The organism is Aromatoleum aromaticum EbN1, from assembly GCF_000025965.1.
In the GTDB taxonomy this organism is placed as follows: Bacteria; Pseudomonadota; Gammaproteobacteria; order Burkholderiales; family Rhodocyclaceae; genus Aromatoleum; species Aromatoleum aromaticum.
On the sequence record NC_006513.1, the window covers coordinates 1802278 to 1823641 of the forward strand.

Sequence of the window (21364 nt, forward strand, 5' to 3'; positions counted from 1 at the left end):
CCGGCCCTGACTGCCTGCCGGAGCCCGCCATCCCCCCTTCTGCCCGTTACGTCCGCAGCGTTGCGGCCGGCACGCTTGCGCTCATCGTCGCCGCGGCGCTGGCCGTCGGGCTCGCCGCAGGTCCGCTCGCCGGGCTGCTGACGATGAGCGGCAGCGTGCTGCTGCTGTATGTGCACCACGTGCGCAATCTCTGCCGCCTCGCCGTATGGGCGCAGGAACCGGTCGGCACGCCGCCGCCGCACGGCGCGGGAACCTGGCACTACGCGTTCGCCGGGCTGGCACGGCGCGCACGGGTCGGCGACGAGGCGCGCGAGCAGCTATCGGTCGCGCTGGAACGTTTTCGCGAAGCGAGCGAAGCGATGCCCGATGGCGTGATGTACCTTTCCGCCAGCGACCAGATCGAGTGGATCAACACCACGGCGGGGCAGCATTTCGGCCTCGACGCCTCGCGGGACCAGGGAGCGCCGGTCACGACTCTCGTGCGCGAACCCGAGTTCGTGCGCCTGCTCGGGAGGCGGGATGGCACTGAGCCGGCGATCCTGCGCTCGGGTCGCCGCCCGGGTCTGACGCTGCTGGTGCAGGCCGTGCCATTCGGCGACGGGCAGAAAATGATCGTGTCGCGCGATATCAGCCAGCTCGAAAAACTCGAAACCATGCGCCGCGATTTCATCGCGAATGTCTCGCACGAATTGCGCACGCCGCTGACGGTCGTCATCGGTTTCCTCGAAACACTGATCGACGCGCACGAGGACCTGGAGCCCGCCGAAGCGATGCGCTATCTTCGGCTCGCGTTCGACCAGTCGTGGCGGATGCAGTCCCTGATCGAAGACCTGCTGACGCTGTCCGCGCTCGAAACGGGCGCTCCGGCAGCGGTCGAAGAGAAGATCGCAGTCGGCCCGTTGCTCGCCGACATCGCCCGCGACACCGAATTGCTGTCGGGCGGACGCCACGAAGTCAGCCTTGTCGTCGCGGAAGGAAGCGAAAACGCATTGCTTCTCGGCAGCGGAAAGGAACTGCGTTCGGCGTTTGCGAACCTCGCGAGCAATGCGGTGCGCTACACGCCGGGCGGCGGGCGGATCCGCTTGGTGTGGCGACGGGCCGGCAGCGGAGCCGAATTCGCGGTCGAAGACACCGGGATCGGTATCGAAGCCCGACATCTTCCGCGGCTGACGGAACGCTTCTACCGCATCGACCGCGGACGCTCGCGCGAAACCGGCGGCACCGGGCTCGGCCTCGCGATCGTCAAGCACATCCTGTCGCGCCATGATGCGCAGCTGCATATCGAAAGCGAGTATGGCAAGGGCAGCCGCTTCAGTGCCCGGTTTCCTGCGGCGCGTCTCGCGCGGGATCGGTCAGCGCTTCGAAACTGACCTGATCGAAATTCGTGCCGCGCGCCAGCAGCCCGGTCAGCCTCACCTGCGCCGCCTCGTCATCATGGACTTCGATGACGCGCCGGGCCTGGAACCACCCGCCGGGCAGCACCAGCGACGCCGGGGCTTTCAGCGCTGGCGTCGCCGGCAGCAGGAAGACCTGCTGGTAGGCGACATGCGTGCCGATGTTCAAGCCGAACAGGCGGGCGGCGACGACTTTCGGCAGGCCCGCCAGAACGTGGATACCGGCTTCCATCACGCCGTCCTCCCGGTACATCAGCCAGGTCACCTGGCCGAGCAGGAAACGTTCGCCGTCGGGCGGGCGGATGCCGACGAGCTGGTGATGCTCGAGACGCTCAGTGTGCGGGTGTTGCTGCAGGCGAAAGCCGTTCACCGAATGGTCGACGATGTCCCAGTGTCCGCAGACGAAGCCGAGTGTCGCGGCGAGGCGTTGCCGCAGCTGTTCCGGCCGCCCCGGAACTGCCTCCGGCCCCCGCTCGCCGAACGTCAGCAGCGAAATGTCACGTGCCAAGTTGCCGGCCATCACGCCCCCGGTGGGTTGCTCGAAAGTCCTGCCGCCGATGTGAAAGCCGATCGTCAGCCAGTCGCCGCACAGCTCCGCGCTTCCCTTGCCGCTCCGCCGCGGAAACCGTCGCGCGGCCGATGCCAGCCCCCACGGGCGATAAAGGGACAACAGCAGCGCCGCGCAGGCATCGGTCGGACAGTCCGCGCCGAGGCCGAGCGAAGCCGGGGCGACACCCTGCCTGAACTGCGTCAGCACCGCCCGGATCTGCCCGGCGAGCCGGCTGGCGTCGAAGCGGCGCACGCCAGCGCCCGGCGGCCCGATTAACCACAGCGGGCGCGGTCCGTGGTCGCCGGCAAGATCGATGCCGAATGCAGCCGCTTCCGTCCGCCCGGTGTCGGGCTCCGCGTCGAGGCTGCAATAGGGGGCGAAGCGCTGCGCCCAGCGGTATACCCATCTGAACTCCCGCTCGCCGCGGCCGAACGGATTTGCGAGATCGACGAGCAGCGCCGAGACGTAAGCTTCCAGCGCACTTTGCGCTTTCCATACTTCGTTGAGCGAATCCGGCACGCGAACGCCGGCGACGCCGCGCGCTTCCGCCACCGAATAGCTGTCGTGCAGCTCGGCCCAGGTGCCATGCGGCGGTGCCCGGTGAGCACGGAAGTACTCCAACAGCGCCCTGCCGGTGTAATCGACGCGCCGCTGCGCGAGCAGCGCGCGCTGGTCGTCGAGAGTGCCGGAGGCTGCGTCCTGGCGGCTTATCTGCGCGTATGAACGCGCCATCCCGCGCCACAGCGAAACCACCCGCGCGAGCGTCTCGTTTTCGCTGCTGTCGGGAGGGAGCGGGTGAGCGGCATAGCGCTTCGCCATTTCGGCCTGCACGAAGTCGACCTGCGCCCGCGCGGCTTCGAGGACTTCGAGGTGCTGGTTCGGCGCCGGCAACGCGCGCAGCAGCGCGGCGACGATGTCCGCGAGCGTGCGCTGCGTCGCATCGATGTCGAGCATGCGCAGGCGCTTGAGCAGATCGAGGCATTCGGCCGGATTGCCGCAGTCGATCGGGGATTCGTGCGCCATGCGATCCTTGGGTTGCCGATGCTCGACGTGGCGGCTTGGATGGCGCGGATTCAGCCTGCGGTGAGTTCGGTCAGGGCAGTGACGATCGCGCCGGCGAGCGCCTGGACCGCAGGTGTTTCGTGCCGCGCGCCTTCGCGCTGCGGAATGCCCCAGATCGGCTGCGGGAAATGCCTGTCGTTGCGAAAGCGCGGAACGACGTGCCAGTGAAGGTGCGGCACGACATTGCCGAGGCTCGCGAGGTTGATCTTGTCCGGCTGCATCAGCTGGCGCAGCGCGGTTTCGGTCGCGAGCACGACATTCATCAGGTGGCGCTGCGCCGGCGCAGTGAGGTCGCTCATTTCGGCGACGTGTTCATGCCACACGACGCGGCAGAAACCGGGGTAGTCGTGATCCCTGACCAGAATGACGCGACAGCTGCCGTCGCGCCAGATCGGGGTTTCCATTTCGGCAAGACACAAGGTGCAGTCCATCGTCGGCGGCTCCGCAGTCATCGGAATCTGGCAAACGCCAACTCTAGCCTTTCACCATTCCGCGATGAAGCAAAATTTACCTGCTTCCGGTGGCGCGGGACGGTTGCGAGGCGATCGTGGGGGTGTCACCGAGCGGCACGGGGGCGCCGTGCCGGAAAGCCACCAGCGAGCCGGGAGTCATCTGCTGCCAGGTTTCATTGTCGGTCAGCGGCACGGTCGCGATGACCGCGACGCGGTCGTTCGGCGTGGTGTGGCGGCTGAAGTCGACAGTCATGTCCTGATCCGCGAGGTGGGCGACCGTGAATGGCGCTTCGCGCACGATGAACGCGAGCCGTGACGAGCAATGGGCGAACAGGTGTTCTCCGTCCGACAGCAGGTAGTTGAACTCGCCATGCTGTCCGATTTCGATCGTCAGTTCGCGCAGCGTCTCGTGCAGCGCGACGGCGCTCGGCGGGCCGTCCGGAAAGCGCTGCGCCAAGCACTGCAGGATGTGGCAGAACGCGGCTTCGGAGTCGGTGCTGCCGACCGGCAGGAAGCGCCCGGTGAGCGCCGGCGCGTAGTCGAGCAGGTTGCCGTTGTGCGCGAAAATCCAGTAGCGCCCCCACAGTTCGCGCTGGAACGGATGTGTGTTGTCGAGGCGCACCTGGCCTTGGGTGGCCTTGCGGATATGGGCGATGACGTTGAGCGAGCGGATCGGGTAATTGCGAACGAGTTCGGCGACCGGGGAATTCGCGCTCGGCTGCGGGTCGAGGAAAACGCGCACGCCGCGCCCTTCGAAAAACGCGATGCCCCACCCGTCACGATGGTGATCGGTGACGCCGCCGCGCGCCTGGAAGCCCGCGAACGAGAAACAGATGTCCGTGGGCACGTTGCAGTTCATGCCGAGGAGCTGACACATCGCCGGTCCTTTCAGGTCGCTGATCGCTATTTGCCATTATAGCGAGCGGCGCGCAGGGTCATTCCGGCGACGCCCGCCCCTGCCTTGGGCGGCATGCCGATCGATCAGGCGTCGAGCTTGCGCTTGAGCATCTCGTTGACCTGCGCCGGATTCGCCTTGCCCCGGCTCGCTTTCATGACCTGGCCGACGAGCGCGTTGAACGCCTTCTCCTTGCCGGCGCGGAATTCGTCGACGGATTTCCGGTTCGCGGCGAGCACTTCGTCGATGAGCGGTTCGAGCGCGCTGCTGTCGTTCACCTGCCGCAGGCCCTGCGCTTCGATGATGCGATCGGCGGCATCGGCGCCGGAGCCGCCTTCGCCGTTCCACAGCGCGGCGAACACTTTGCGCGCGATGTTGTTCGAAATCGTGCCGTCGGCGATGCGCTGCACGAGCCCCGCGAGCTGCGCGGGTGTGACGGGCGAGTCGCCGATGTCGCGTTCGGCGCGGTTGAGCTGCGCGGCGAGTTCGCCCATGACCCAGTTCGCCCCCAGCTTCGGCACCTGACTCCCCGGTTTCGTGTCGGCAGTGGCGAGCATCGCCTGGTAGTACGCGGCGATTTCCTTCGCCGCAGTGAGGCTCGCCGCGTCGTAGGCGGACAGGCCGTAGTCGTTGATGAACCGTGCCTTCATCGCGCCCGGCAACTCCGGCATCTCGCTGCGCACGCGTGCGATCCATTCGGACGGGATCACCAGCGGCAGCAGATCGGGGTCGGGGAAGTAGCGGTAATCGTGCGCGTCTTCCTTCGAGCGCATCATGCGCGTCTCGCCCGTGTCGGGGTCGAACAGCACGGTCGCCTGCTGGATCCTGCCGCCGTCCTCGATCGTGCCGATCTGCCACTGCACTTCGAAGTCGATCGCCTGCTGCAGGAAGCGGAACGAGTTCAGGTTCTTGATTTCGCGGCGCGTGCCGAGCGGCCCGCCGGGGCGGCGCACCGAGACGTTCGCGTCGCAGCGGAACGAGCCTTCCTGCATGTTGCCGTCGCAGATGTCGATCCAGCGCACCAGCGCGTGCAGTGCGCGCGCGTACGCGACGGCCTCGGCCGACGAGCGCATGTCGGGTTCGGAGACGATTTCGAGCAGCGGCGTGCCGGCGCGGTTCAGGTCGATGCCGCTCATGCCGTGGAAGTCTTCGTGCAGCGACTTGCCGGCATCTTCCTCGAGGTGCGCGCGCGTGAGCTGCACGGTCTTCTCGTAGGCTTTGTCACCGTCGCCGACGCGGATCGTGATCGCGCCGCCCTGCACGACCGGCAGCTCGAACTGGCTGATCTGGTAGCCTTTCGGCAGATCCGGGTAGAAGTAGTTCTTGCGCGCGAAAACGCTTTTTGGTGCGACCGTCGCGCCGATCGCAACGCCGAAGCGGATCGCCCGCTCGACCGCACCGCCGTTCAGGACCGGCAGCACGCCCGGCAGTGCGATGTCGACGGCGCTCGCCTGCACGTTCGGCTCGGCGCCGAACGCGGTCGAGGCGGCGGAAAAAATCTTCGACGCGGTGTTCAGCTGCGCATGGACTTCCAGTCCGATGACCACTTCCCAGTCGTTTCTGCTCATGGTGTCAAACTCTCGTTCAGGCGGCGATCGCCGGCCGGCGCAGGTGCCAGTCGCTCGCCTGCTGGAAGCGGTGCGCGGCGTTCAGCAGGCGCGCCTCGGAAAAGTAGTCGCCGACGAGCTGCAGGCCGACCGGCAGCTCGCCCGCGCCGAAGCCGCACGGGTGCGACAGGCCCGGCAGGCCGGCGAGGTTCACCGCGATCGTGTAGATGTCCGACAGGTACATCTGCACCGGATCGTCGGACTTCTCCCCGATCGTCCACGCGGTCGTCGGGCTCGTCGGGCCGGCGATGACATCGCAGCCGGCGAGCGCAGCCTGGAAATCCTGCGCGATCAGGCGGCGCAGCTTCTGCGCCTGCAGGTAGTACGCGTCGTAGTAGCCGTGGGACAGCACGTAAGTGCCGACGAGGATGCGGCGCTTGACTTCGGCGCCGAAGCCTTCGGCGCGGCTCTTCGAATACATCTCGGCAAGGTCGCGGTATTCGGCGGCGCGGTGGCCGTAGCGCACGCCGTCGAAGCGCGACAGGTTGCTCGACGCTTCGGCCGGCGCGATCACGTAATAAGCAGGGATCGCGAGCTGCGCGTTCGGCAGGCTCACGTCCACCGTCGTCGCGCCGAGCGCGCGGTAGCCGTCGAGCGCCGCCTCGACCGCGGCGCGCACGTCGTCGGCCATGCCCGCGCCGAAAAACTCCTTCGGCAGGCCGATGCGCAGGCCCGCGAGCGGGCGGGCAGCGGCCGGCGCGGCGAGTTCGCGCGAATAGTCTTCGGCCGGCCGTTCGAGGCTCGTCGAGTCGCGCGGATCGAAACCCGCCATTGCGGTCAGGAGCTGCGCGCAGTCGGCCGCGGACGCGCCGAAGGCGCCGCCCTGGTCGAGCGAACTCGCGTACGCGATCATGCCGTAGCGGCTGACGACGCCGTAGGTCGGCTTGATGCCGGTGACCCCGGTCAGCGCCGCCGGCTGGCGCACCGAGCCGCCGGTGTCGGTGCCGGTAGCGATCGGCACGAGGCGCGCAGCGACTGCGGCCGCCGAACCGCCAGACGAGCCGCCGGGAATGCGGGTCGTGTCCCAGGGGTTCTTCGCCGGGCCGAAGTGGGAGTTCTCGTTCGACGAGCCCATCGCGAACTCGTCCATGTTGGTTTTGCCGAGGCTCACCGCGCCGGCGGTTTTGAGCAGGCTGACGACGTGCGCGTCGTACGGGCTGACGAAGTTCGCGAGCATCTTCGAGCCGCAGGTGGTCAGCACGCCTTCCGTGCAGAATACGTCCTTGTGCGCGAGCGGGATGCCGGTGAGCGGCCCGGCATCTCCCGCGGCGATGCGCGCATCGGCGGCGCGGGCAGCTTCGAGCGCGCCGTCGCGGTCGACGGTGATGAAGGCGTTGAGGCTCGCATCGAGCCGCTCGATGCGGTCGAGGAAGAGCGTCGCGAGTTCGACGCTCGAGATTTTTCGGGCGTCGAGCGCGGCGCGCAGTTCGGTGAGGCTGGCGTTGATCATATGTCGTGGGAGCGCCGCGCAGCCGGGACGAAAATGATTCGTGCGATCCCTGCCGCTGCCCGGCGCCCGCTGTTCCTTACTCGATAACCTTGGGAACGAGATACAGTCCGGCTTCGGTCTGCGGCGCGATGCGCTGGAACGCTTCGCGGCGATCGGACTCGGTGGCGACGTCGGGGCGCAGGCGCTGCGCGACGTCCTGCGGGTGGCTCATCGGCTCGACGCCGGTGGTGTCGACCGCCTGCATCTGCTCGATCAGGCCGAAAATGCCATTCAGCTTGCCGCGGGTCGCTTCGGCGTCGGCGTCGGAGAGTTCGATGCGGGCGAGCGTGGCGATGCGCCGGACCTGTTCAGTGGAGAGCGACATGAGGTAATAAAACCTGCTTAAGTCACAAAGATTTGTAGGTTATCATATTCGTTTGCCGCCTGTTCTGGCCGGTACATCTGCCCGTCTTCATTGGTCTCGGAATTGTCCATGTTTGGTTTCCTGCGCTCTTATTTTTCCAACGATCTGGCGATCGACCTCGGCACTGCGAACACGCTGATCTACGTGCGGGGCAAAGGCATCGTGCTCGACGAACCGTCGGTGGTCGCGATCCGTACCGAAGGCGGCCCGAACGCGAAACGCACGATCCAGGCTGTCGGACACGCGGCCAAACAGATGCTCGGCAAGACTCCCGGCAACATCACCGCGATCCGGCCGATGAAAGATGGCGTGATCGCGGACTTCGTCGTGACCGAACAGATGATCAAGCAGTTCATCAAGAAGGTGCATGACTCGCGGATGTTCTCGCCTTCCCCGCGCATCATCGTCTGCGTTCCCTGCGGCTCGACGCAGGTCGAGCGGCGCGCGATCCGCGACGCCGCGCTCGCTGCCGGCGCGAGCCAGGTGTACCTCATCGAGGAGCCGATGGCCGCGGCGATCGGCGCGGGACTGCCGGTGTCGGACGCGACCGGTTCGATGGTCGTCGACATCGGCGGTGGCACGACCGAAGTCGGCGTGATCTCGCTGGGTGGCATGGTCTATGCGGGGTCGGTGCGGGTCGGCGGCGACAAGTTCGACGACTCGATCGTCAATTACATCCGCCGCAACTACGGCATGCTGATCGGCGACACGACTGCGGAGAACATCAAGAAGGGAATCGGCTCCGCTTTTCCGGGCTCGGAAGTGCGCGAGATGGAAGTCAAAGGCCGCAACCTCGCCGAAGGCATTCCGCGCAGCTTCACGATTTCCAGCAACGAGATCCTCGAAGCGCTGACCGAGCCGCTGAACCAGATCGTCTCCGCGGTGAAGATCGCGCTCGAACAGACGCCGCCTGAACTCGGTGCCGACATCGCCGACCGCGGCATGGTGCTGACCGGTGGCGGCGCGCTGCTGCGCGACCTCGACCGGCTGCTGATGGAAGAAACCGGTCTGCCGGTGATCGTCGCCGACGAGCCCTTGACATGCGTCGCGCGCGGCTGCGGCATGGCGCTCGAGAAAATGGACAAGCTTGGTTCCATCTTCGCTTCGGAATAAGACGAACCCCGGGCCGCGGCGCCTGCCGCTCGCTGCTCGCCCCGCCTAGTCGCCGCGATGTCGCTGGCCGGCCATCAGTCTCCGCCCGTTTTCAAGCAAGGCCCGACGCCGCTCGTGCGGCTGCTCGTGCTCGTCTCGGTGTGCCTGGCGATGCTGGTGGCGGACCTGCGGTTCCGCTACCTCGAAGTGGTGCGCCAGGGGCTGTCGGTCGCGACCTGGCCGCTGCAGATGGCGGCAGCCGCGCCGGTCGATTTCGTCCGTGACGCGGCAGTCTATTTCGCGACGCTCGTCGAAGTGCAGCAGGACAACGCCGAGCTGCGGCGCAGCCAGCTCGATGCGGCACAACGGCTGCTGCGCTTCGAGCAGCTCGAACGCGACAACGCGCAGTTGCGGGAACTGCTGCAGATGGCTCCGGCACCGGGCGTGCGCAGCGTCGCGGCCGAAGTCCTTTACGACGCCCCCGATCCGTTCTCGCGCAAGGTGATCCTCGACCGCGGCAGCCAGCACGGCGTCGCGGCCGGGATGGCGGTCGTCAACGCGCAGGGCATGATCGGGCAGGTCACGCGCGCGTATCCGGTGCAGGCCGAAGTCACGCTGCTGACCGACAAGGACCAGGCGGTGCCGGTGCAGGTCGCGCGCAACGGCCTGCGCGGCGTGCTGTTCGGCGCGGGACTGGGGCGCATGGAGCTGCGCTTCACGTTGTCCGGAGTCGATGTGCTCCCTGGCGACCGGCTGGAAACGTCGGGGCTCGACGGCATCTTCCTCGCCGGGCTGCCGGTGGCCGAAGTCGTCAGCGTCGATCGCGAATCGCAGACTTTTGCCGTCGTCCTGTGCGATCCGGTCGCTGCCGTCGAGCGCACGACGCAGGTGCTGGTGCTCGGACGTGCCGAAGCCCCGCCGCCCCGGCCGCAGCCGCAGCCGCAGTCCCCGGCGCTGCGCCGCCCCGAGCGGAAAGGATAATCGTGCAGCCGACCCATCGATCGAGCCGCATCCTGCAGCCGGCGAAGAACTGGTTCGTGTTCCTGAGCCTGTTCGTCGCGCTCGGGCTGGCGTACATCCCGACCGGCCGCCTGCCCGGCGTGCCGGACTGGGTACCGTTGGTACTGGCTTTCTGGTGCATCCGCGAGCCGCTGCGCGTCGGCATGGGGACGGCTTTCGTGTTCGGCGTGCTGGTCGATATCGGGCAGGGCGCGGCGATGGGGCAGCACGCGCTCGCCTATGTCGTGCTCGCCTACCTCGCGACGTCCATCGCGCGCCGCGTGCTGTGGTTTCCGCCGTTGCAGCAGGCGCTGCACATCCTGCCGATGTTTTTCCTGACGCAGCTCATCATGGTGCTGGTGCGGCTCGTGGCCGGCGCCGAATTTCCCGGCTGGGAGTATTTCCTGTCGAGCTTCACGAGCGCCGCATTGTGGATTCCGCTGCACTTCCTGCTGTTGCTGCCGCAGTATCGGCCAGTGGACCGGGACGATAACCGGCCGATCTGACGATGACCGAATTCCGCACTCCCGAGGAGGAACTGGGGCGCTTTCGCCGCCGGGTGCTGGTTGCGGGCATCGTCGCGCTGGTGTGCTTCGGCCTGCTCGCGGCGCGCTTCTATTACCTCCAGGTGGTCCGCCACGACTACTTTCTCACGCGCGCCGAGGACAACCGCATCGGCCTCGTGCCGATCGTGCCGACGCGCGGTGCGATCCTCGACCGCAACGGCGTGACGCTGGCGCGCAACTTCGCCGCCTACACGCTCGAGATCACGCCGTCGCAGGTCGCCGATCTCGACGAGACGATCGATGCCTTGAGCGAGATCGTGACGATCGATGCGCGCGACCGGCGGCGCTTTCGCAAGCTGCTCGAGGAGAGCCGCAACTTCGAGAGCGTGCCGATCCGCACGCGCCTCGACGACGCCGAAGTCGCGCGCTTCGTCGCCCGGCGCTACCGCTTTCCCGGCGTCGAAGTCCAGGCGCGCCTGTTCCGCGACTACCCTCAGGGCGAAGTCGCTTCGCACGTCATCGGCTACATCGGGCGGATCAACCTGCGCGACCAGGAACGCATCGAGGAGCGCGGCGACACCGCGAACTATCGCGGCTCGGACCACATCGGCAAGAGCGGGCTGGAGCTCAGCTACGAGACAGAACTCCATGGCGTGACCGGCGTCGAGCAGGTCGAGGTGAACGCCGGCGGGCGCGCGGTGCGGGTGATATCGCGCACGCCCGCGACGACGGGCAGCGATCTCGAGCTGACGCTCGACATCGAGCTGCAGAAAGTCGCCGAGGCCGCGTTCGGCGACCGGCGCGGCGCGCTCGTCGCGATCGACCCGCGCACTGGCGGCGTGCTGGCGCTCGCGTCGAAACCGGCATTCGACCCGAACCTGTTCGTCGACGGCATCTCCACCGCCGACTGGAATGAACTCAACGATTCGCCGGACCATCCGCTGCTCAACCGCGCGATCTTCAGCGCCTATCCGCCCGGATCGACGTTCAAGCCGTTCATGGCGCTCGCGGCGCTGACGACCGGCAAGCGCACCGCGAACCAGGCGATCGCCGATCCAGGTTACTTCAGCTTCGCCGGACGCCGCTTCATGGACGACAAGGTCGGCGGCCACGGCACGGTCGACCTGCACAAGTCGATCGTCGTGTCGTGCAACACCTATTATTACCAGCTCGCGAACGATCTCGGCATCGAAGAGATCGCCGGGTTCATGGCACCGCTCGGCTTCGGTTCGCGCACCGGCATCGACATTCCCGGCGAAGCCGAAGGCGTGCTGCCGTCGCCGGCGTGGAAGCGCGGCCGCTTCAAGAAGCCCGAGCAGCAACGCTGGTACGGCGGCGAGACGATCTCGGTCGGCATCGGCCAGGGGTACAACGCCTACACTCCGGTGCAGCTCGCGAACGCGCTGGCCACGATCGTCAACGGCGGAAAGGTGTTCCGGCCGCATGTCGTGCGCCACGTGATCGACACGGCGAGCGGCGAGCGGCGAGCGATCCAGCCCGAGCCGCTCCGCCAGCTCGCGATCAAGCCGGCGCATCTGGCCGCGGTGCGCGAGGCGATGGTCGACGTCAATAAGTCCGGGACCGGTGCGCGCGCCTTCGCCGGCGCCCCGTACAGTGCCGGCGGCAAGACCGGCACCGCGCAGGTGTATTCGCTCAAAGGGTCGAAATACGTCGCCGGCCGGGTCCGCGAGCGGCTGCGCGACCACTCGTGGTTCATCGCGTACGCGCCGGCGGAGAATCCGACGATCGCGCTCGCGGTGCTGGTCGAGAACGGCGGCTTCGGCGCCCAGTCGGCAGCGCCGATCGCGCGCCAGGTCATCGACTACCATCTGCTCGGCGCGCGTCTCGACGCACCCGCGCGCGAAGACGCCGAGGCGGCGGAAGCCGAGGACGACACCCACGCCGGACACGACGCGGAGCCGACTCCGTGACCGAACCGCGCTTCAGCCCGCTCCGTCTGCTCGTCGCCGCGATCCGGCCGATCGACCCGATCCTGTTCGGCCTGCTCGCAGTGCTGCTCGGCTACGCGTTCGTGCTGATGCACAGCGCCTCGCCGGAGCGCATCGCGTCGCTGCTGGTCAATGCCGGCGTCGCCCTCGCGGCGATGTGGCTCGCTGCCCGCGTGCCGCCGCAGCGGCTGCTGTCGCTGGCGCTGCCGCTGTACGCCGCGGGCGTGCTGTTGCTGATCGCGGTCGACCTGTTCGGCGAGACGTCCAAAGGCGCGACGCGCTGGCTCGACATCGGCATCACCCGCATCCAGCCGTCCGAGATCATGAAGATCGCGATGCCGTTGATGCTGGCGTGGTATTTCCAGCAGCGCGAGGGGCACATCCGGCTGCGCGAGTTCCTCGTCGCCGGCGCGCTGCTCGCAGTGCCGGTCGCGCTGATCCTGGTCCAGCCGGACCTCGGCACGAGCCTGCTCGTCGCCGCTGCCGGCTTCTACGTGATCTTCTTCGCCGGCCTGTCGTGGAAGCTGATCGTGCCGGTCGCGCTGGTCGGCATCGTCGGCATCGGCGCGATCGTCGGCTTTGGCGACCAGCTGTGCCAGCCCGGCGTGGACTGGCAAGTGCTGCGCGAGTACCAGAAGCATCGCATCTGCACGCTGCTCGATCCGACCCAGGATCCGCTCGGCCGGGGTTTTCACATCATCCAGTCGACGATCGCGATCGGCTCCGGCGGCGTCCTCGGCAAAGGCTGGACCGAAGGGACGCAGACCCATCTCGCGTTCCTCCCCGAGCGCCACACCGATTTCATCTTCTCGGTGCTCGCCGAGGAGTTCGGCCTGCTCGGCGCGCTGCTGCTGCTGGCGAGCTATCTGCTGCTGCTGCTGCGCGGCTTCGTCATCGCGGCGCAGGCGCCTTCGCTGGCGACGCGCCTGCTGGCCGGTTCGATCACGATGATCTTCTTCACTTACGCTTTCGTGAACATGGGCATGGTCAGCGGCATCCTGCCGGTCGTGGGGGTGCCGTTGCCGTTCATCAGTTACGGCGGCACCGCACTGGTGACCTTGTGCCTCGGGGTCGGTATCCTCATGAGCATCCAGCGCAGCCGTGTGCTCGCAAAAGCTTGAAAGAAGAAGAGGAACTCGAGTGCGTTCGAACGATTGCGATCCGATGACTGCGGCCGGCGTGCGGTCCCTGGTGCTGGCGCTGGCCCTTGCCGGGGCGTTTGCGGCAGGGCTGTCCGGCTGCGGCTCGACCCCGTCGCGAGACACGACGATGCAGGCGCCTGCGGGCGCCGGCTCGGCAGCGCGGCGCGGCGGGTACTACAAGGACGACGGCCCCGGCAGCGACATCCCGGCGAACCTCGATGCCATTGCGGATGCCGAACCGCGCCTCGAGCCGCTGCATCGTTTCGCCAACCGGCCGTACAGCGTTTTCGGCCAGGAGTACGTTCCGGCGACCGAGCTGAGCGCGTTCCGCCAGCGCGGGCGCGCGAGCTGGTACGGGCGGCGCTTCCACGGCAAGCCGACGTCCAGCGGCGAGCCCTACGACATGTACGCGATGACTGCGGCACATCCGACGCTGCCGATCCCGAGCTATGCGCGCGTGACGAACCCGGCCAACGGTCGGACGATCGTGGTCCGCATCAACGATCGGGGCCCGTTCCACAAGGACCGCATCATCGACCTCTCGTATGCCGGCGCGCATCGGCTCGGCTACGTGAATGCCGGCAGCGCCCCGGTCGAGGTCGAAACGATCCTGCCGCACGAGATCGCGCTGAGCACGCCGGCGCAGCCGGCGCAGCCGGCGCAGGGATTGAGCGTGGGGCGCGGCGTGTTCCTTCAGCTCGGCACGTTTTCTTCGGCAGCGAAGGCCGAAGGGTTGCGCGCGCGGGTTCGCGACGAATTCGAAACGCTCGCCGACCGCCTCGAACTCCAGGAAGACGGCAGCCGCTATCGCGTGCAGCTCGGGCCGTTCGCGTCCGCCGACGAAGCCCGCGACGAAGCCGGACGCCTTGCGGCAGCGCTGGATATCCGCCCCTTCGTTGTTACACGCTGAAACATGATCACCCGGGCGGCATCGGATCCGCGCCGGCTTTGCCCGTTCGACCCACTATAATCGCAGGCTCCGCTGTTCCTTCCCTTCCTCACCTTCCGGTTCTCCCTCAGGTCCTCATGCGTTTATTCATTGTCCTGCTTCTTGCGTTGCTCGCCTTTCCCGCTTCAGCCCAGAATGTCCCCGCGCCGACGCTGGCTGCCAAATCCTGGCTGCTGATGGATCACGCCACCGGGCAGGTGCTCGCGGCGCAGGAACCGGACGCGCGTATCGAACCGGCTTCGCTGACGAAGCTGATGACGGCTTACCTGACGTTCGCGGCGCTGAAGAACGGCACGATCACGCTCGATCAGACGGTGCCGGTGTCGAACAAAGCCTGGCGCAGCGAAGGCTCGCGGATGTTCATCGAACCGAACCGGCCCGTTACCGTCGGCGAACTCACTTCGGGGATGATCATCCAGTCCGGCAACGACGCGTGCGTCGCGCTGGCCGAGCTCCTCGCCGGTTCCGAGGAAGCGTTCGCGCACATGATGAACGCCGAAGCCCAGCGCCTCGGCATGAAAAACACCCACTTCACGAACTCGACCGGCTTGCCCGACCCGCAGCTCTACACCACCGCGCGCGACCTGGGGCTGCTCGCCGCGGCGATCGTGCGCGACTTCCCCGAGTATTACCGCTATTACTCCCAGAAAGAGTACACGTACAACAAGATCACCCAGCCGAACCGCAATCGCCTGCTGTGGCTGGACACGACCGTCGACGGCCTGAAGACCGGCCACACCAGCAGCGCCGGCTACTGCCTGATTTCGTCGGCACAGCGCGGTCCGCGCCGCCTGATCTCGGTCATGCTCGGCACCGATTCGGACACGATCCGCGCGCAAGAGTCGCTGAAACTGCTGAACTACGGCTTCCAGTTCCACGACACCGTCAAACTCTATTCGGCCGACCAGGAACTGTCGCGCTTCCAGGTGTGGAAAGGCCAGGCCGACGACGTTGCGGTCGGCTTCCTCGGCGACTTCGTGATGTCGCTGCCGAAAGGGCAGTCGGAGAAAATCGAGGCTTCGCTGGTCAGCCAGCAGCCGGTCATTGCGCCGATCCAGAAAGGCCAGCCGATCGGCACGCTGCACCTGACTCTCGACGGCAAGCCGCTCGGCGAACACGCGGTCGTCGCGCTGCAGGACGTGCCGGTGGCCGGCTTCTTCGGCCGCCTGTGGGATACGCTGCTGTTGTGGATCAAGAGCCTGTAACAGAGCCTGTAACGCCGATGCGGAGACGCCCATGAGCATCTGCTTTCTGAACGGCACGTTCCAGCCGCTCGCCGACGCGCGGATTTCGCCGCTCGACCGTGGTTTCCTGTTCGGCGACGGCGGCTACGAAGTGATCCCGGTGTATTCGCGCCGGCCGTTCCGCCTCGCGCAGCATCTCGAGCGGCTCGCCCATACGCTCGACGCGATCCGCCTGCCGAATCCGCACGCGCCGTCCGAATGGTCCGGAATCATCAACGAGATCATTGCGCGCAACCCGTGGGCGGACCAGTCAGTCTACCTGCAGGTGTCGCGCGGCTGCGGCGACGGGCGCAACCATGCGTTTCCGGTGCCGATTCGGCCGACCGTGTTCCTGATGAGCGACGAGCTCGTCACGCCGCCGGCCGAGCAGCTTGCGCGTGGCGTCGCCGCAGTCAGCGCGGCCGATTTCCGCTGGCTGCGCTGCGACCTCAAGAGCACCGCGCTGCTCGCGAACTGCCTGCTGCGCCAGGGCGCGATCGACAGCGGCTGTGTCGAGACGGTGCTCTTCCGCGACGGTTTCCTCACCGAAGGGGCGGCGTCGAACATCGTCATCGTCAGGGACGGCACGATGCTCGCACCGCCGAAAAGCCATCTGATGCTGCCCGGCATCACGTACGACGTCGTGCTCGAGCTCGCGGCGCAACACGGCCTGCCGTATCAGGTGCGCGAGATCCTCGAAGACGAGGTGCGGACTGCCGACGAAGTGTGGATGACGTCGTCGACGAAGGAAGTGCTCGCGATCACGACGCTCGACGGCCTGGCTGTGGGGAACGGAACTCCCGGCCCCGTCGCGCGCCGAATGTACAACTGGTACCAGGACTTCAAGAACACGGTGATGCGCAGTGGCTGACGAAACGCGACCGACTCTCCTCGAATTCCCGTGCGACTTCCCGATCAAGATCATGGGCGCGCGGGTCGATGAATTCGCCCAGGCCGTGGTCGAAGTGGTGCTGCGCCACGCCCCGGATTTCGATGCCCGGCTGGTCGAGATGCGTCCGTCGCGCAAAGGCAACTACCTCGCGCTGACCTGCACGATCCGCGCGGTGTCGCAGTCGCAGCTCGACGCGCTGTATCGCGAACTGACCGCGCATCCCCTCGTGAAGGTGGTGCTGTAGATGATCGCCGGCGGCGAGCTGGCTGCCCTTCCGCCGCAGGCACCGCAGCCTGCCGGCACGCCGGCGCTGGTCGTCCGCCGCCTCGGCTGCGTCGATTACGAACCCACCTGGCACGCGATGCGCGCCTTTACCGACGCCCGCAGCGCCGACACGCCGGACGAGATCTGGCTGCTCGAACATCCGCCGGTCTACACGCTCGGCCAGGCGGGCCAGCCGGAACACCTGCTGCGCGACGTCGGCATCCCGCTCGTGAAAATCGACCGCGGCGGGCAGATCACTTATCACGGCCCGGGCCAGCTCGTCGCGTATCTGCTGATCGACCTGCACCGTCGCGGCCTCAAGGTGCGCGAGCTGGTGACGCTGATGGAACAGGCGGTCATCGACTGCCTCGCCGGCTACGGCGTTGGCGCCGAACGCAAAGCCGGCGCGCCGGGCGTCTATGTCGACGGCGCGAAGATCGGCGCGCTCGGGCTGCGCGTGCGCAACGGGCGCAGCTATCACGGCCTGGCGCTGAACGTCGACGTCGACCTGGCGCCGTTTTCCTCGATCAACCCCTGCGGTTACGAAGGCCTCCGCACAGTGCGGATGAAGGACTTCGGCATCGCCGACGATGTAGCGAGTGTTGGCGAGCACCTGCTCACCGCCCTGCAGCGCCTGCTGCCACCGGTGTACCCCGCCGGCCGGCCGCCGGCCTGAACCCTGAACGGCTTACCCGCCCCGACCCATCACGACACGAGAGACCCGCATGGACAGCACGGCACGCAAGCAACGCGGCGCAGACAAGACCGCGCGCATCCCGATCAAGATCGTCCCCGCCGAACGCCTGAAGAAGCCCGAGTGGATCCGCATCCGGCTCGGCGCCGGCCACGAAGCCGAGCGCTTCAACGAAATCAAGGCGAGCCTGCGCGAGCACAAGCTGCACACCGTATGCGAGGAAGCGTCGTGCCCGAACATCCACGAATGCTTCGGCAAAGGTACCGCGACGTTCATGATCATGGGCGACATCTGCACGCGTCGCTGCCCGTTCTGCGATGTCGGCCACGGCCGGCCCGAGCCGCTGAACGCGAACGAACCGCAGGAGCTCGCGGCGACGATCGGCGCGATGCGGCTCAACTACGTCGTCATCACCAGCGTCGACCGCGACGACCTGCGTGACGGCGGCGCGCAGCACTTCGTCGACTGCATTCGCGAGACGCGCGCGGCGTCACCGAAGACGCGCATCGAAGTGCTCGTGCCGGACTTCCGCGGCCGGCTCGACGTCGCGCTCGAAATCTTCGACCAGGCGCCGCCGGACGTCATGAACCACAACCTCGAGACAGTGCCGCGGCTCTACAAACAGGCGCGCCCGGGCGCGGACTACGCGTATTCGCTTCGGCTGCTGAAGGAATTCAAGGCGCGCCATCCCGACGTGCCGACGAAGTCCGGCCTGATGGTCGGCCTCGGCGAGACCGACGACGAGATCCTCGACGTGCTGCGCGACCTGCGCGCGCACGACGTCGAGATGCTGACGATCGGCCAGTATCTGCAACCGTCGACCGGACACCTGCCGGTGCTGCGCTATGTGCATCCGGACACGTTCAAGATGTTCGAGACCGAGGCGCTCGCGATGGGCTTCAAGAACGCGGCCTGCGGCCCGATGGTGCGCTCGAGCTACTGGGCCGACCAGCAGGCGTACGGCGCGGGCGTCGTCTGAGCTGCCGGGCGGGGCGCTAGCGCCACGCGGTCGCCCTCATGCGGCCCGCCGTTCGCGCCGTGTCGTTCCAGCATGAGACCGGACGGTGGGCGCGCTCAGCGGAACAACCGCTCGGTCCGTTCGTGCCGCTCCTGCTCCTCGAGGCTCAGCGTCGCGGTCGGCCGCGCGAGCAGGCGGCCGACGCCGATCGGTTCGCCGGTCGCTTCGCAATAACCGTAAGTGCCGTCCTCAATACGTCGCAGCGCAGCTTCGACCTTGTGCAGCAGCTTCAATTCGCGGTCACGGATGCGTTGCTCCAGCACCTGCTCTTCTTCCTGCGTCGCGCGGTCAGCCTCGTCGGGAGTGGCGATCGTTTCGCGCAGATGGGTGCGGGTTTCCTCGCTGTTCTCGCGCAGTTCCGCCTGCAGCGCGAGCAGCCGCTCGCGGAAGAACTCGAGCTGCGCATCGTTCATGTAGTCGTCGGCCGACATACGGAGCAGTTCGGCCTCCGACAGGGGGCGTTTTCGGGGTGATGAATTATTCATAATGAGCTCTCCGTGTTACTTCCATACCGGCCGGCAGGATTCGCAGGACGGCACTGCAAGGTTGCAAAATCGCTTCGATTCCCGGCATCGCGATTGCCAGAGCGGCGAATATTCCGATCAAACGGGAATCCCGTCGTTGGAGATCATCACGCGGTCCATTCTGAAAGCTTTCGCCTCCCTTGTCATCTCCGGGGCCAGGGCCAGAGTCGGGGGCGCCGGGCTGATCGGCTAGAATGCCGGCATGCCGCCTGCCGGCGGCATCCTTTTCCCGCAGTCCTTCCGGCTCGACGCCCATGTCCGCTCATCTGAACGCTCCGCAGCGCGACGCGATCCATTACCTCGACGGGCCGAGCCTCGTGCTCGCCGGCGCCGGCAGCGGCAAGACGCGCGTCATCACGCACAAGATCGCGCACCTGATCAACGCGTGCGGGCTGAATCCCGTGAACATCGCTGCGATCACGTTCACCAACAAGGCGGCGAAGGAGATGCAGGAGCGCGTCGCCGGGCTGATGGGCGGGCGCGTGCCGGGCGGCCTGACGGTGTGCACTTTCCACGCGCTCGGCGTGAAGATCGTGCGCCAGGAAGCGAAGCACTGCGGACTCAAGCCGCAGTTCTCGATCCTCGACGCCTCCGACACGGTGCAGATCGTCGCCGACATCACGCGCGACGCCGACAAGGCGCGCTCGAAAGCGATGCAGTGGCAGATCTCGGGCTGGAAGAACGCGATGGTGACGCCGGAGCAGGCGGCGCAGCTCGCCGACAACGAGCTCGCGTCGGCCGCGGCGCTGCTGTACGCCGAATACGAGCGCACGCTGCGCGCGTACCAGGCGGTCGATTTCGACGACCTGATCAGCCTGCCGGTGCGCCTCTTCGACGAACACCCGGAGGTGCGCGAGCGCTGGCAGAACAAGTTGCGCTATCTCCTCGTCGACGAATACCAGGACACGAACCGGGCGCAATACACGCTGTTGCGCCACCTCGCCGGCGCGCGCGGCGCCTTCACCGCGGTCGGCGACGACGACCAGGCGATCTACGCGTGGCGCGGCGCCGACGTCGAAAACCTGAAGCTCTTGCAGCAGGACTACCCGAAGCTCAAGGTCATCAAGCTCGAACAGAACTACCGCTCGTCGAAACGCATCCTCACCGCCGCGAACACGCTGATCGCGAACAACGAGAAGCTGTTCGAAAAGCGGCTGTGGTCCGAGCACGGCGCCGGCGAACAGGTCACGGTGACCGCGTGCCGCGACGCCGAGCACGAGGCCGAATGGGTCGCGTCGAAAATCAGCGCGCACAAGTTCGAGCACCGCACGAAGTTTTCCGACTACGCGGTGCTGTACCGCGGCAACCACCAGGCGCGGCTGATCGAGCAGCAGCTCCGGAACCAGAAGATCCCGTACGTGATCTCCGGCGGCCAGTCGTTCTTCGACAAGGCCGAGATCCGCGACCTGATCGCGTACCTGCGCCTGCTGATGAACGAGGACGACGACCTCGCGTTCATTCGCGCGATCACGACGCCGCGCCGCGGCATCGGCGCCGGCACGCTCGAAGCGCTCGGCAGCTATGCCGGACGGCGCCACGTCAGCCTCTTCGCCGCGACGTTCGAGGAAGGCGCGGCGCAGGCGCTGTCCGCGCGCCAGCTCGAACAGGTGCAGGAGTTCGGCAATTTCATCAACCGCCTGCAGTACCGCGCGACGCGCGAGCCGGCGTCGCGTCTGCTCGAGGACCTGCTCGCGGCGATCCGCTACGAGGCCTGGCTGTTCGAGCATCTCGACCCGCGCGAGGCGGAGTCGAAATGGAGCAACGTGCGCGACTTCGTCGGCTGGCTCGGCAGGAAAGGCGACGAGGACGGCAAGAACCTCATCGAGCTGACGCAGACGATCGCGCTGATCTCGATGCTCGACAAGAACGACAGCGAGTTCGACGGCGTGCAGCTCGCGACGCTGCACGCGTCGAAAGGGCTGGAGTTCAAGCACGTGCTCCTCGTCGGCGTCGAGGAAGGGCTCTTGCCGCACCAGTCATCCATCGACGAGGACAAGATCGAGGAAGAGCGCCGTCTGATGTACGTCGGCATCACGCGCGCGCAGCGGAGCCTCAACATCACCTGGTGCGAGCGGCGCAAGGCCGGCAAGGAAGCGCGCACCTGCGAGCCGTCGCGCTTCATCGAGGAGATGGGCGGCGACGTGAAAGTCAATGACCGCAAGTCGAACGCGCCGGTGTCGAAGGAAGAAGGCCGCGCGCGCATCGCGAACCTGATGGCGATGCTCGAAGGGCGCTGAGGCCGCAAGCTTCGCCGCACCGCGGCAGCACCTCGCGTTCGCCCGTGCAATAGGTAAATTCA

20 protein-coding genes are annotated in these 21364 nt (G+C 67.0%); 13 read left to right on the forward strand and 7 right to left on the reverse strand.

Features of this window, described 5'->3' with window-relative positions; translation table 11 throughout:
• Nucleotides 1–29 precede the first annotated feature (29 nt).
• Nucleotides 30–1370 (forward strand): phosphate regulon sensor histidine kinase PhoR, encoded by a 1341-nt coding sequence (phoR, locus tag EBN1_RS08505; protein ID WP_049780229.1) that lies wholly within the window; start codon nucleotides 30–32, stop codon nucleotides 1368–1370.
• On the opposite strand, the gene EBN1_RS08510 is transcribed toward phoR, so the two are convergent.
• The 6 genes from EBN1_RS08510 to gatC all read right to left on the reverse strand — a co-directional run bounded on the left by EBN1_RS08510 (nucleotide 1312) and on the right by gatC (nucleotide 7774).
• Nucleotides 1312–2967, reverse strand: coding sequence for a hypothetical protein (locus EBN1_RS08510; protein ID WP_011237543.1), 1656 nt, complete (start codon nucleotides 2965–2967; stop codon nucleotides 1312–1314). The genes phoR and EBN1_RS08510 overlap by 59 nt on opposite strands.
• Nucleotides 2968–3017: 50 nt before the next feature.
• Complete coding sequence (locus tag EBN1_RS08515; protein WP_011237544.1) at nucleotides 3018–3437, reverse strand: HIT family protein; 420 nt, start codon at nucleotides 3435–3437, stop codon at nucleotides 3018–3020.
• A 76-nt stretch (nucleotides 3438–3513) separates the two neighbouring features.
• Nucleotides 3514–4335: a class II glutamine amidotransferase gene (locus EBN1_RS08520; protein WP_011237545.1), complete on the reverse strand. Its 822-nt coding sequence runs from the start codon at nucleotides 4333–4335 to the stop codon at nucleotides 3514–3516.
• 104 nt (nucleotides 4336–4439) lie between these two features.
• Nucleotides 4440–5921 (reverse strand): Asp-tRNA(Asn)/Glu-tRNA(Gln) amidotransferase subunit GatB, encoded by a 1482-nt coding sequence (gene gatB, locus EBN1_RS08525; protein WP_011237546.1) that lies wholly within the window; start codon nucleotides 5919–5921, stop codon nucleotides 4440–4442.
• Between the two features lie 16 nt (nucleotides 5922–5937).
• Nucleotides 5938–7410 carry an Asp-tRNA(Asn)/Glu-tRNA(Gln) amidotransferase subunit GatA gene (gene gatA, locus EBN1_RS08530; protein WP_011237547.1) on the reverse strand — a complete coding sequence of 491 codons (1473 nt, stop codon included), beginning with the start codon at nucleotides 7408–7410 and terminating at the stop codon, nucleotides 5938–5940.
• A 76-nt stretch (nucleotides 7411–7486) separates the two neighbouring features.
• Nucleotides 7487–7774: an Asp-tRNA(Asn)/Glu-tRNA(Gln) amidotransferase subunit GatC gene (gene gatC / locus EBN1_RS08535; protein WP_041646059.1), complete on the reverse strand. Its 288-nt coding sequence runs from the start codon at nucleotides 7772–7774 to the stop codon at nucleotides 7487–7489.
• Between the two features lie 108 nt (nucleotides 7775–7882).
• On the opposite strand from gatC, the gene EBN1_RS08540 reads away from it, so the two are divergent.
• The 11 genes from EBN1_RS08540 to lipA all read left to right on the forward strand — a co-directional run bounded on the left by EBN1_RS08540 (nucleotide 7883) and on the right by lipA (nucleotide 18502).
• A complete protein-coding gene (locus EBN1_RS08540; RefSeq protein ID WP_011237549.1) occupies nucleotides 7883–8926 on the forward strand; it encodes a rod shape-determining protein in 1044 nt (347 codons plus the stop codon).
• A gap of 57 nt (nucleotides 8927–8983) precedes the next feature.
• Nucleotides 8984–9886, forward strand: coding sequence for a rod shape-determining protein MreC (mreC, locus tag EBN1_RS08545; RefSeq protein ID WP_011237550.1), 903 nt, complete (start codon nucleotides 8984–8986; stop codon nucleotides 9884–9886).
• Between the two features lie 2 nt (nucleotides 9887–9888).
• Nucleotides 9889–10410: a rod shape-determining protein MreD gene (mreD, locus tag EBN1_RS08550; RefSeq protein ID WP_011237551.1), complete on the forward strand. Its 522-nt coding sequence runs from the start codon at nucleotides 9889–9891 to the stop codon at nucleotides 10408–10410.
• 2 nt (nucleotides 10411–10412) lie between these two features.
• Nucleotides 10413–12341: a penicillin-binding protein 2 gene (mrdA, locus tag EBN1_RS08555; protein WP_011237552.1), complete on the forward strand. Its 1929-nt coding sequence runs from the start codon at nucleotides 10413–10415 to the stop codon at nucleotides 12339–12341.
• Complete coding sequence (gene rodA / locus EBN1_RS08560; protein WP_011237553.1) at nucleotides 12338–13480, forward strand: rod shape-determining protein RodA; 1143 nt, start codon at nucleotides 12338–12340, stop codon at nucleotides 13478–13480. The genes mrdA and rodA overlap by 4 nt, the downstream gene beginning before the upstream one ends.
• Before the next feature lie 19 nt (nucleotides 13481–13499).
• A complete protein-coding gene (locus EBN1_RS08565) occupies nucleotides 13500–14411 on the forward strand; it encodes a septal ring lytic transglycosylase RlpA family protein (RefSeq protein ID WP_011237554.1) in 912 nt (303 codons plus the stop codon).
• A gap of 116 nt (nucleotides 14412–14527) precedes the next feature.
• Entirely contained in the window at nucleotides 14528–15655 is a 1128-nt protein-coding gene (locus EBN1_RS08570; RefSeq protein WP_041646062.1) for a D-alanyl-D-alanine carboxypeptidase family protein, read from the forward strand.
• Nucleotides 15656–15686: 31 nt separating this feature from the next.
• The gene (locus EBN1_RS08575; protein ID WP_011237556.1) at nucleotides 15687–16544 is read left to right on the forward strand and encodes a D-amino acid aminotransferase; all 858 of its coding nucleotides are present in this window, start codon (nucleotides 15687–15689) and stop codon (nucleotides 16542–16544) included.
• Nucleotides 16537–16809 carry a YbeD family protein gene (locus EBN1_RS08580; RefSeq protein ID WP_011237557.1) on the forward strand — a complete coding sequence of 91 codons (273 nt, stop codon included), beginning with the start codon at nucleotides 16537–16539 and terminating at the stop codon, nucleotides 16807–16809. The genes EBN1_RS08575 and EBN1_RS08580 overlap by 8 nt, the downstream gene beginning before the upstream one ends.
• A complete protein-coding gene (gene lipB, locus EBN1_RS08585) occupies nucleotides 16810–17505 on the forward strand; it encodes a lipoyl(octanoyl) transferase LipB (RefSeq protein ID WP_011237558.1) in 696 nt (231 codons plus the stop codon). It abuts the gene before it with no gap.
• 49 nt (nucleotides 17506–17554) lie between these two features.
• Complete coding sequence (gene lipA / locus EBN1_RS08590; RefSeq protein ID WP_011237559.1) at nucleotides 17555–18502, forward strand: lipoyl synthase; 948 nt, start codon at nucleotides 17555–17557, stop codon at nucleotides 18500–18502.
• Between the two features lie 95 nt (nucleotides 18503–18597).
• Here lipA and dksA read toward each other — a convergent pair whose 3' ends face one another.
• Nucleotides 18598–19026, reverse strand: coding sequence for an RNA polymerase-binding protein DksA (gene dksA, locus EBN1_RS08595; RefSeq protein ID WP_041646064.1), 429 nt, complete (start codon nucleotides 19024–19026; stop codon nucleotides 18598–18600).
• A 293-nt stretch (nucleotides 19027–19319) separates the two neighbouring features.
• On the opposite strand from dksA, the gene EBN1_RS08600 reads away from it, so the two are divergent.
• Entirely contained in the window at nucleotides 19320–21302 is a 1983-nt protein-coding gene (locus tag EBN1_RS08600) for a UvrD-helicase domain-containing protein (RefSeq protein WP_011237561.1), read from the forward strand.
• Nucleotides 21303–21364: the final 62 nt, after the last annotated feature.

Excerpts from the sequence above, each read along its gene's own strand:
- EBN1_RS08510 (WP_011237543.1), bottom strand. The coding sequence starts at position 2,967 with ATGGCGCACGAATCCCCGATCGACTGCGGCAATCCGGCCGAATGCCTC.
- EBN1_RS08515 (WP_011237544.1), bottom strand. The coding sequence starts at position 3,437 with ATGGACTGCACCTTGTGTCTTGCCGAAATGGAAACCCCGATCTGGCGC.
- EBN1_RS08520 (WP_011237545.1), bottom strand. The coding sequence starts at position 4,335 with ATGTGTCAGCTCCTCGGCATGAACTGCAACGTGCCCACGGACATCTGT.
- gatB (WP_011237546.1), bottom strand. The coding sequence starts at position 5,921 with ATGAGCAGAAACGACTGGGAAGTGGTCATCGGACTGGAAGTCCATGCG.
- gatA (WP_011237547.1), bottom strand. The coding sequence starts at position 7,410 with ATGATCAACGCCAGCCTCACCGAACTGCGCGCCGCGCTCGACGCCCGA.
- gatC (WP_041646059.1), bottom strand. The coding sequence starts at position 7,774 with ATGTCGCTCTCCACTGAACAGGTCCGGCGCATCGCCACGCTCGCCCGC.
- EBN1_RS08540 (WP_011237549.1), top strand. The coding sequence starts at position 7,883 with ATGTTTGGTTTCCTGCGCTCTTATTTTTCCAACGATCTGGCGATCGAC.
- mreC (WP_011237550.1), top strand. The coding sequence starts at position 8,984 with ATGTCGCTGGCCGGCCATCAGTCTCCGCCCGTTTTCAAGCAAGGCCCG.
- mrdA (WP_011237552.1), top strand. The coding sequence starts at position 10,413 with ATGACCGAATTCCGCACTCCCGAGGAGGAACTGGGGCGCTTTCGCCGC.
- EBN1_RS08570 (WP_041646062.1), top strand. The coding sequence starts at position 14,528 with ATGCGTTTATTCATTGTCCTGCTTCTTGCGTTGCTCGCCTTTCCCGCT.
- EBN1_RS08575 (WP_011237556.1), top strand. The coding sequence starts at position 15,687 with ATGAGCATCTGCTTTCTGAACGGCACGTTCCAGCCGCTCGCCGACGCG.
- lipB (WP_011237558.1), top strand. The coding sequence starts at position 16,810 with ATGATCGCCGGCGGCGAGCTGGCTGCCCTTCCGCCGCAGGCACCGCAG.
- lipA (WP_011237559.1), top strand. The coding sequence starts at position 17,555 with ATGGACAGCACGGCACGCAAGCAACGCGGCGCAGACAAGACCGCGCGC.
- dksA (WP_041646064.1), bottom strand. The coding sequence starts at position 19,026 with ATGAATAATTCATCACCCCGAAAACGCCCCCTGTCGGAGGCCGAACTG.
- EBN1_RS08600 (WP_011237561.1), top strand. The coding sequence starts at position 19,320 with ATGTCCGCTCATCTGAACGCTCCGCAGCGCGACGCGATCCATTACCTC.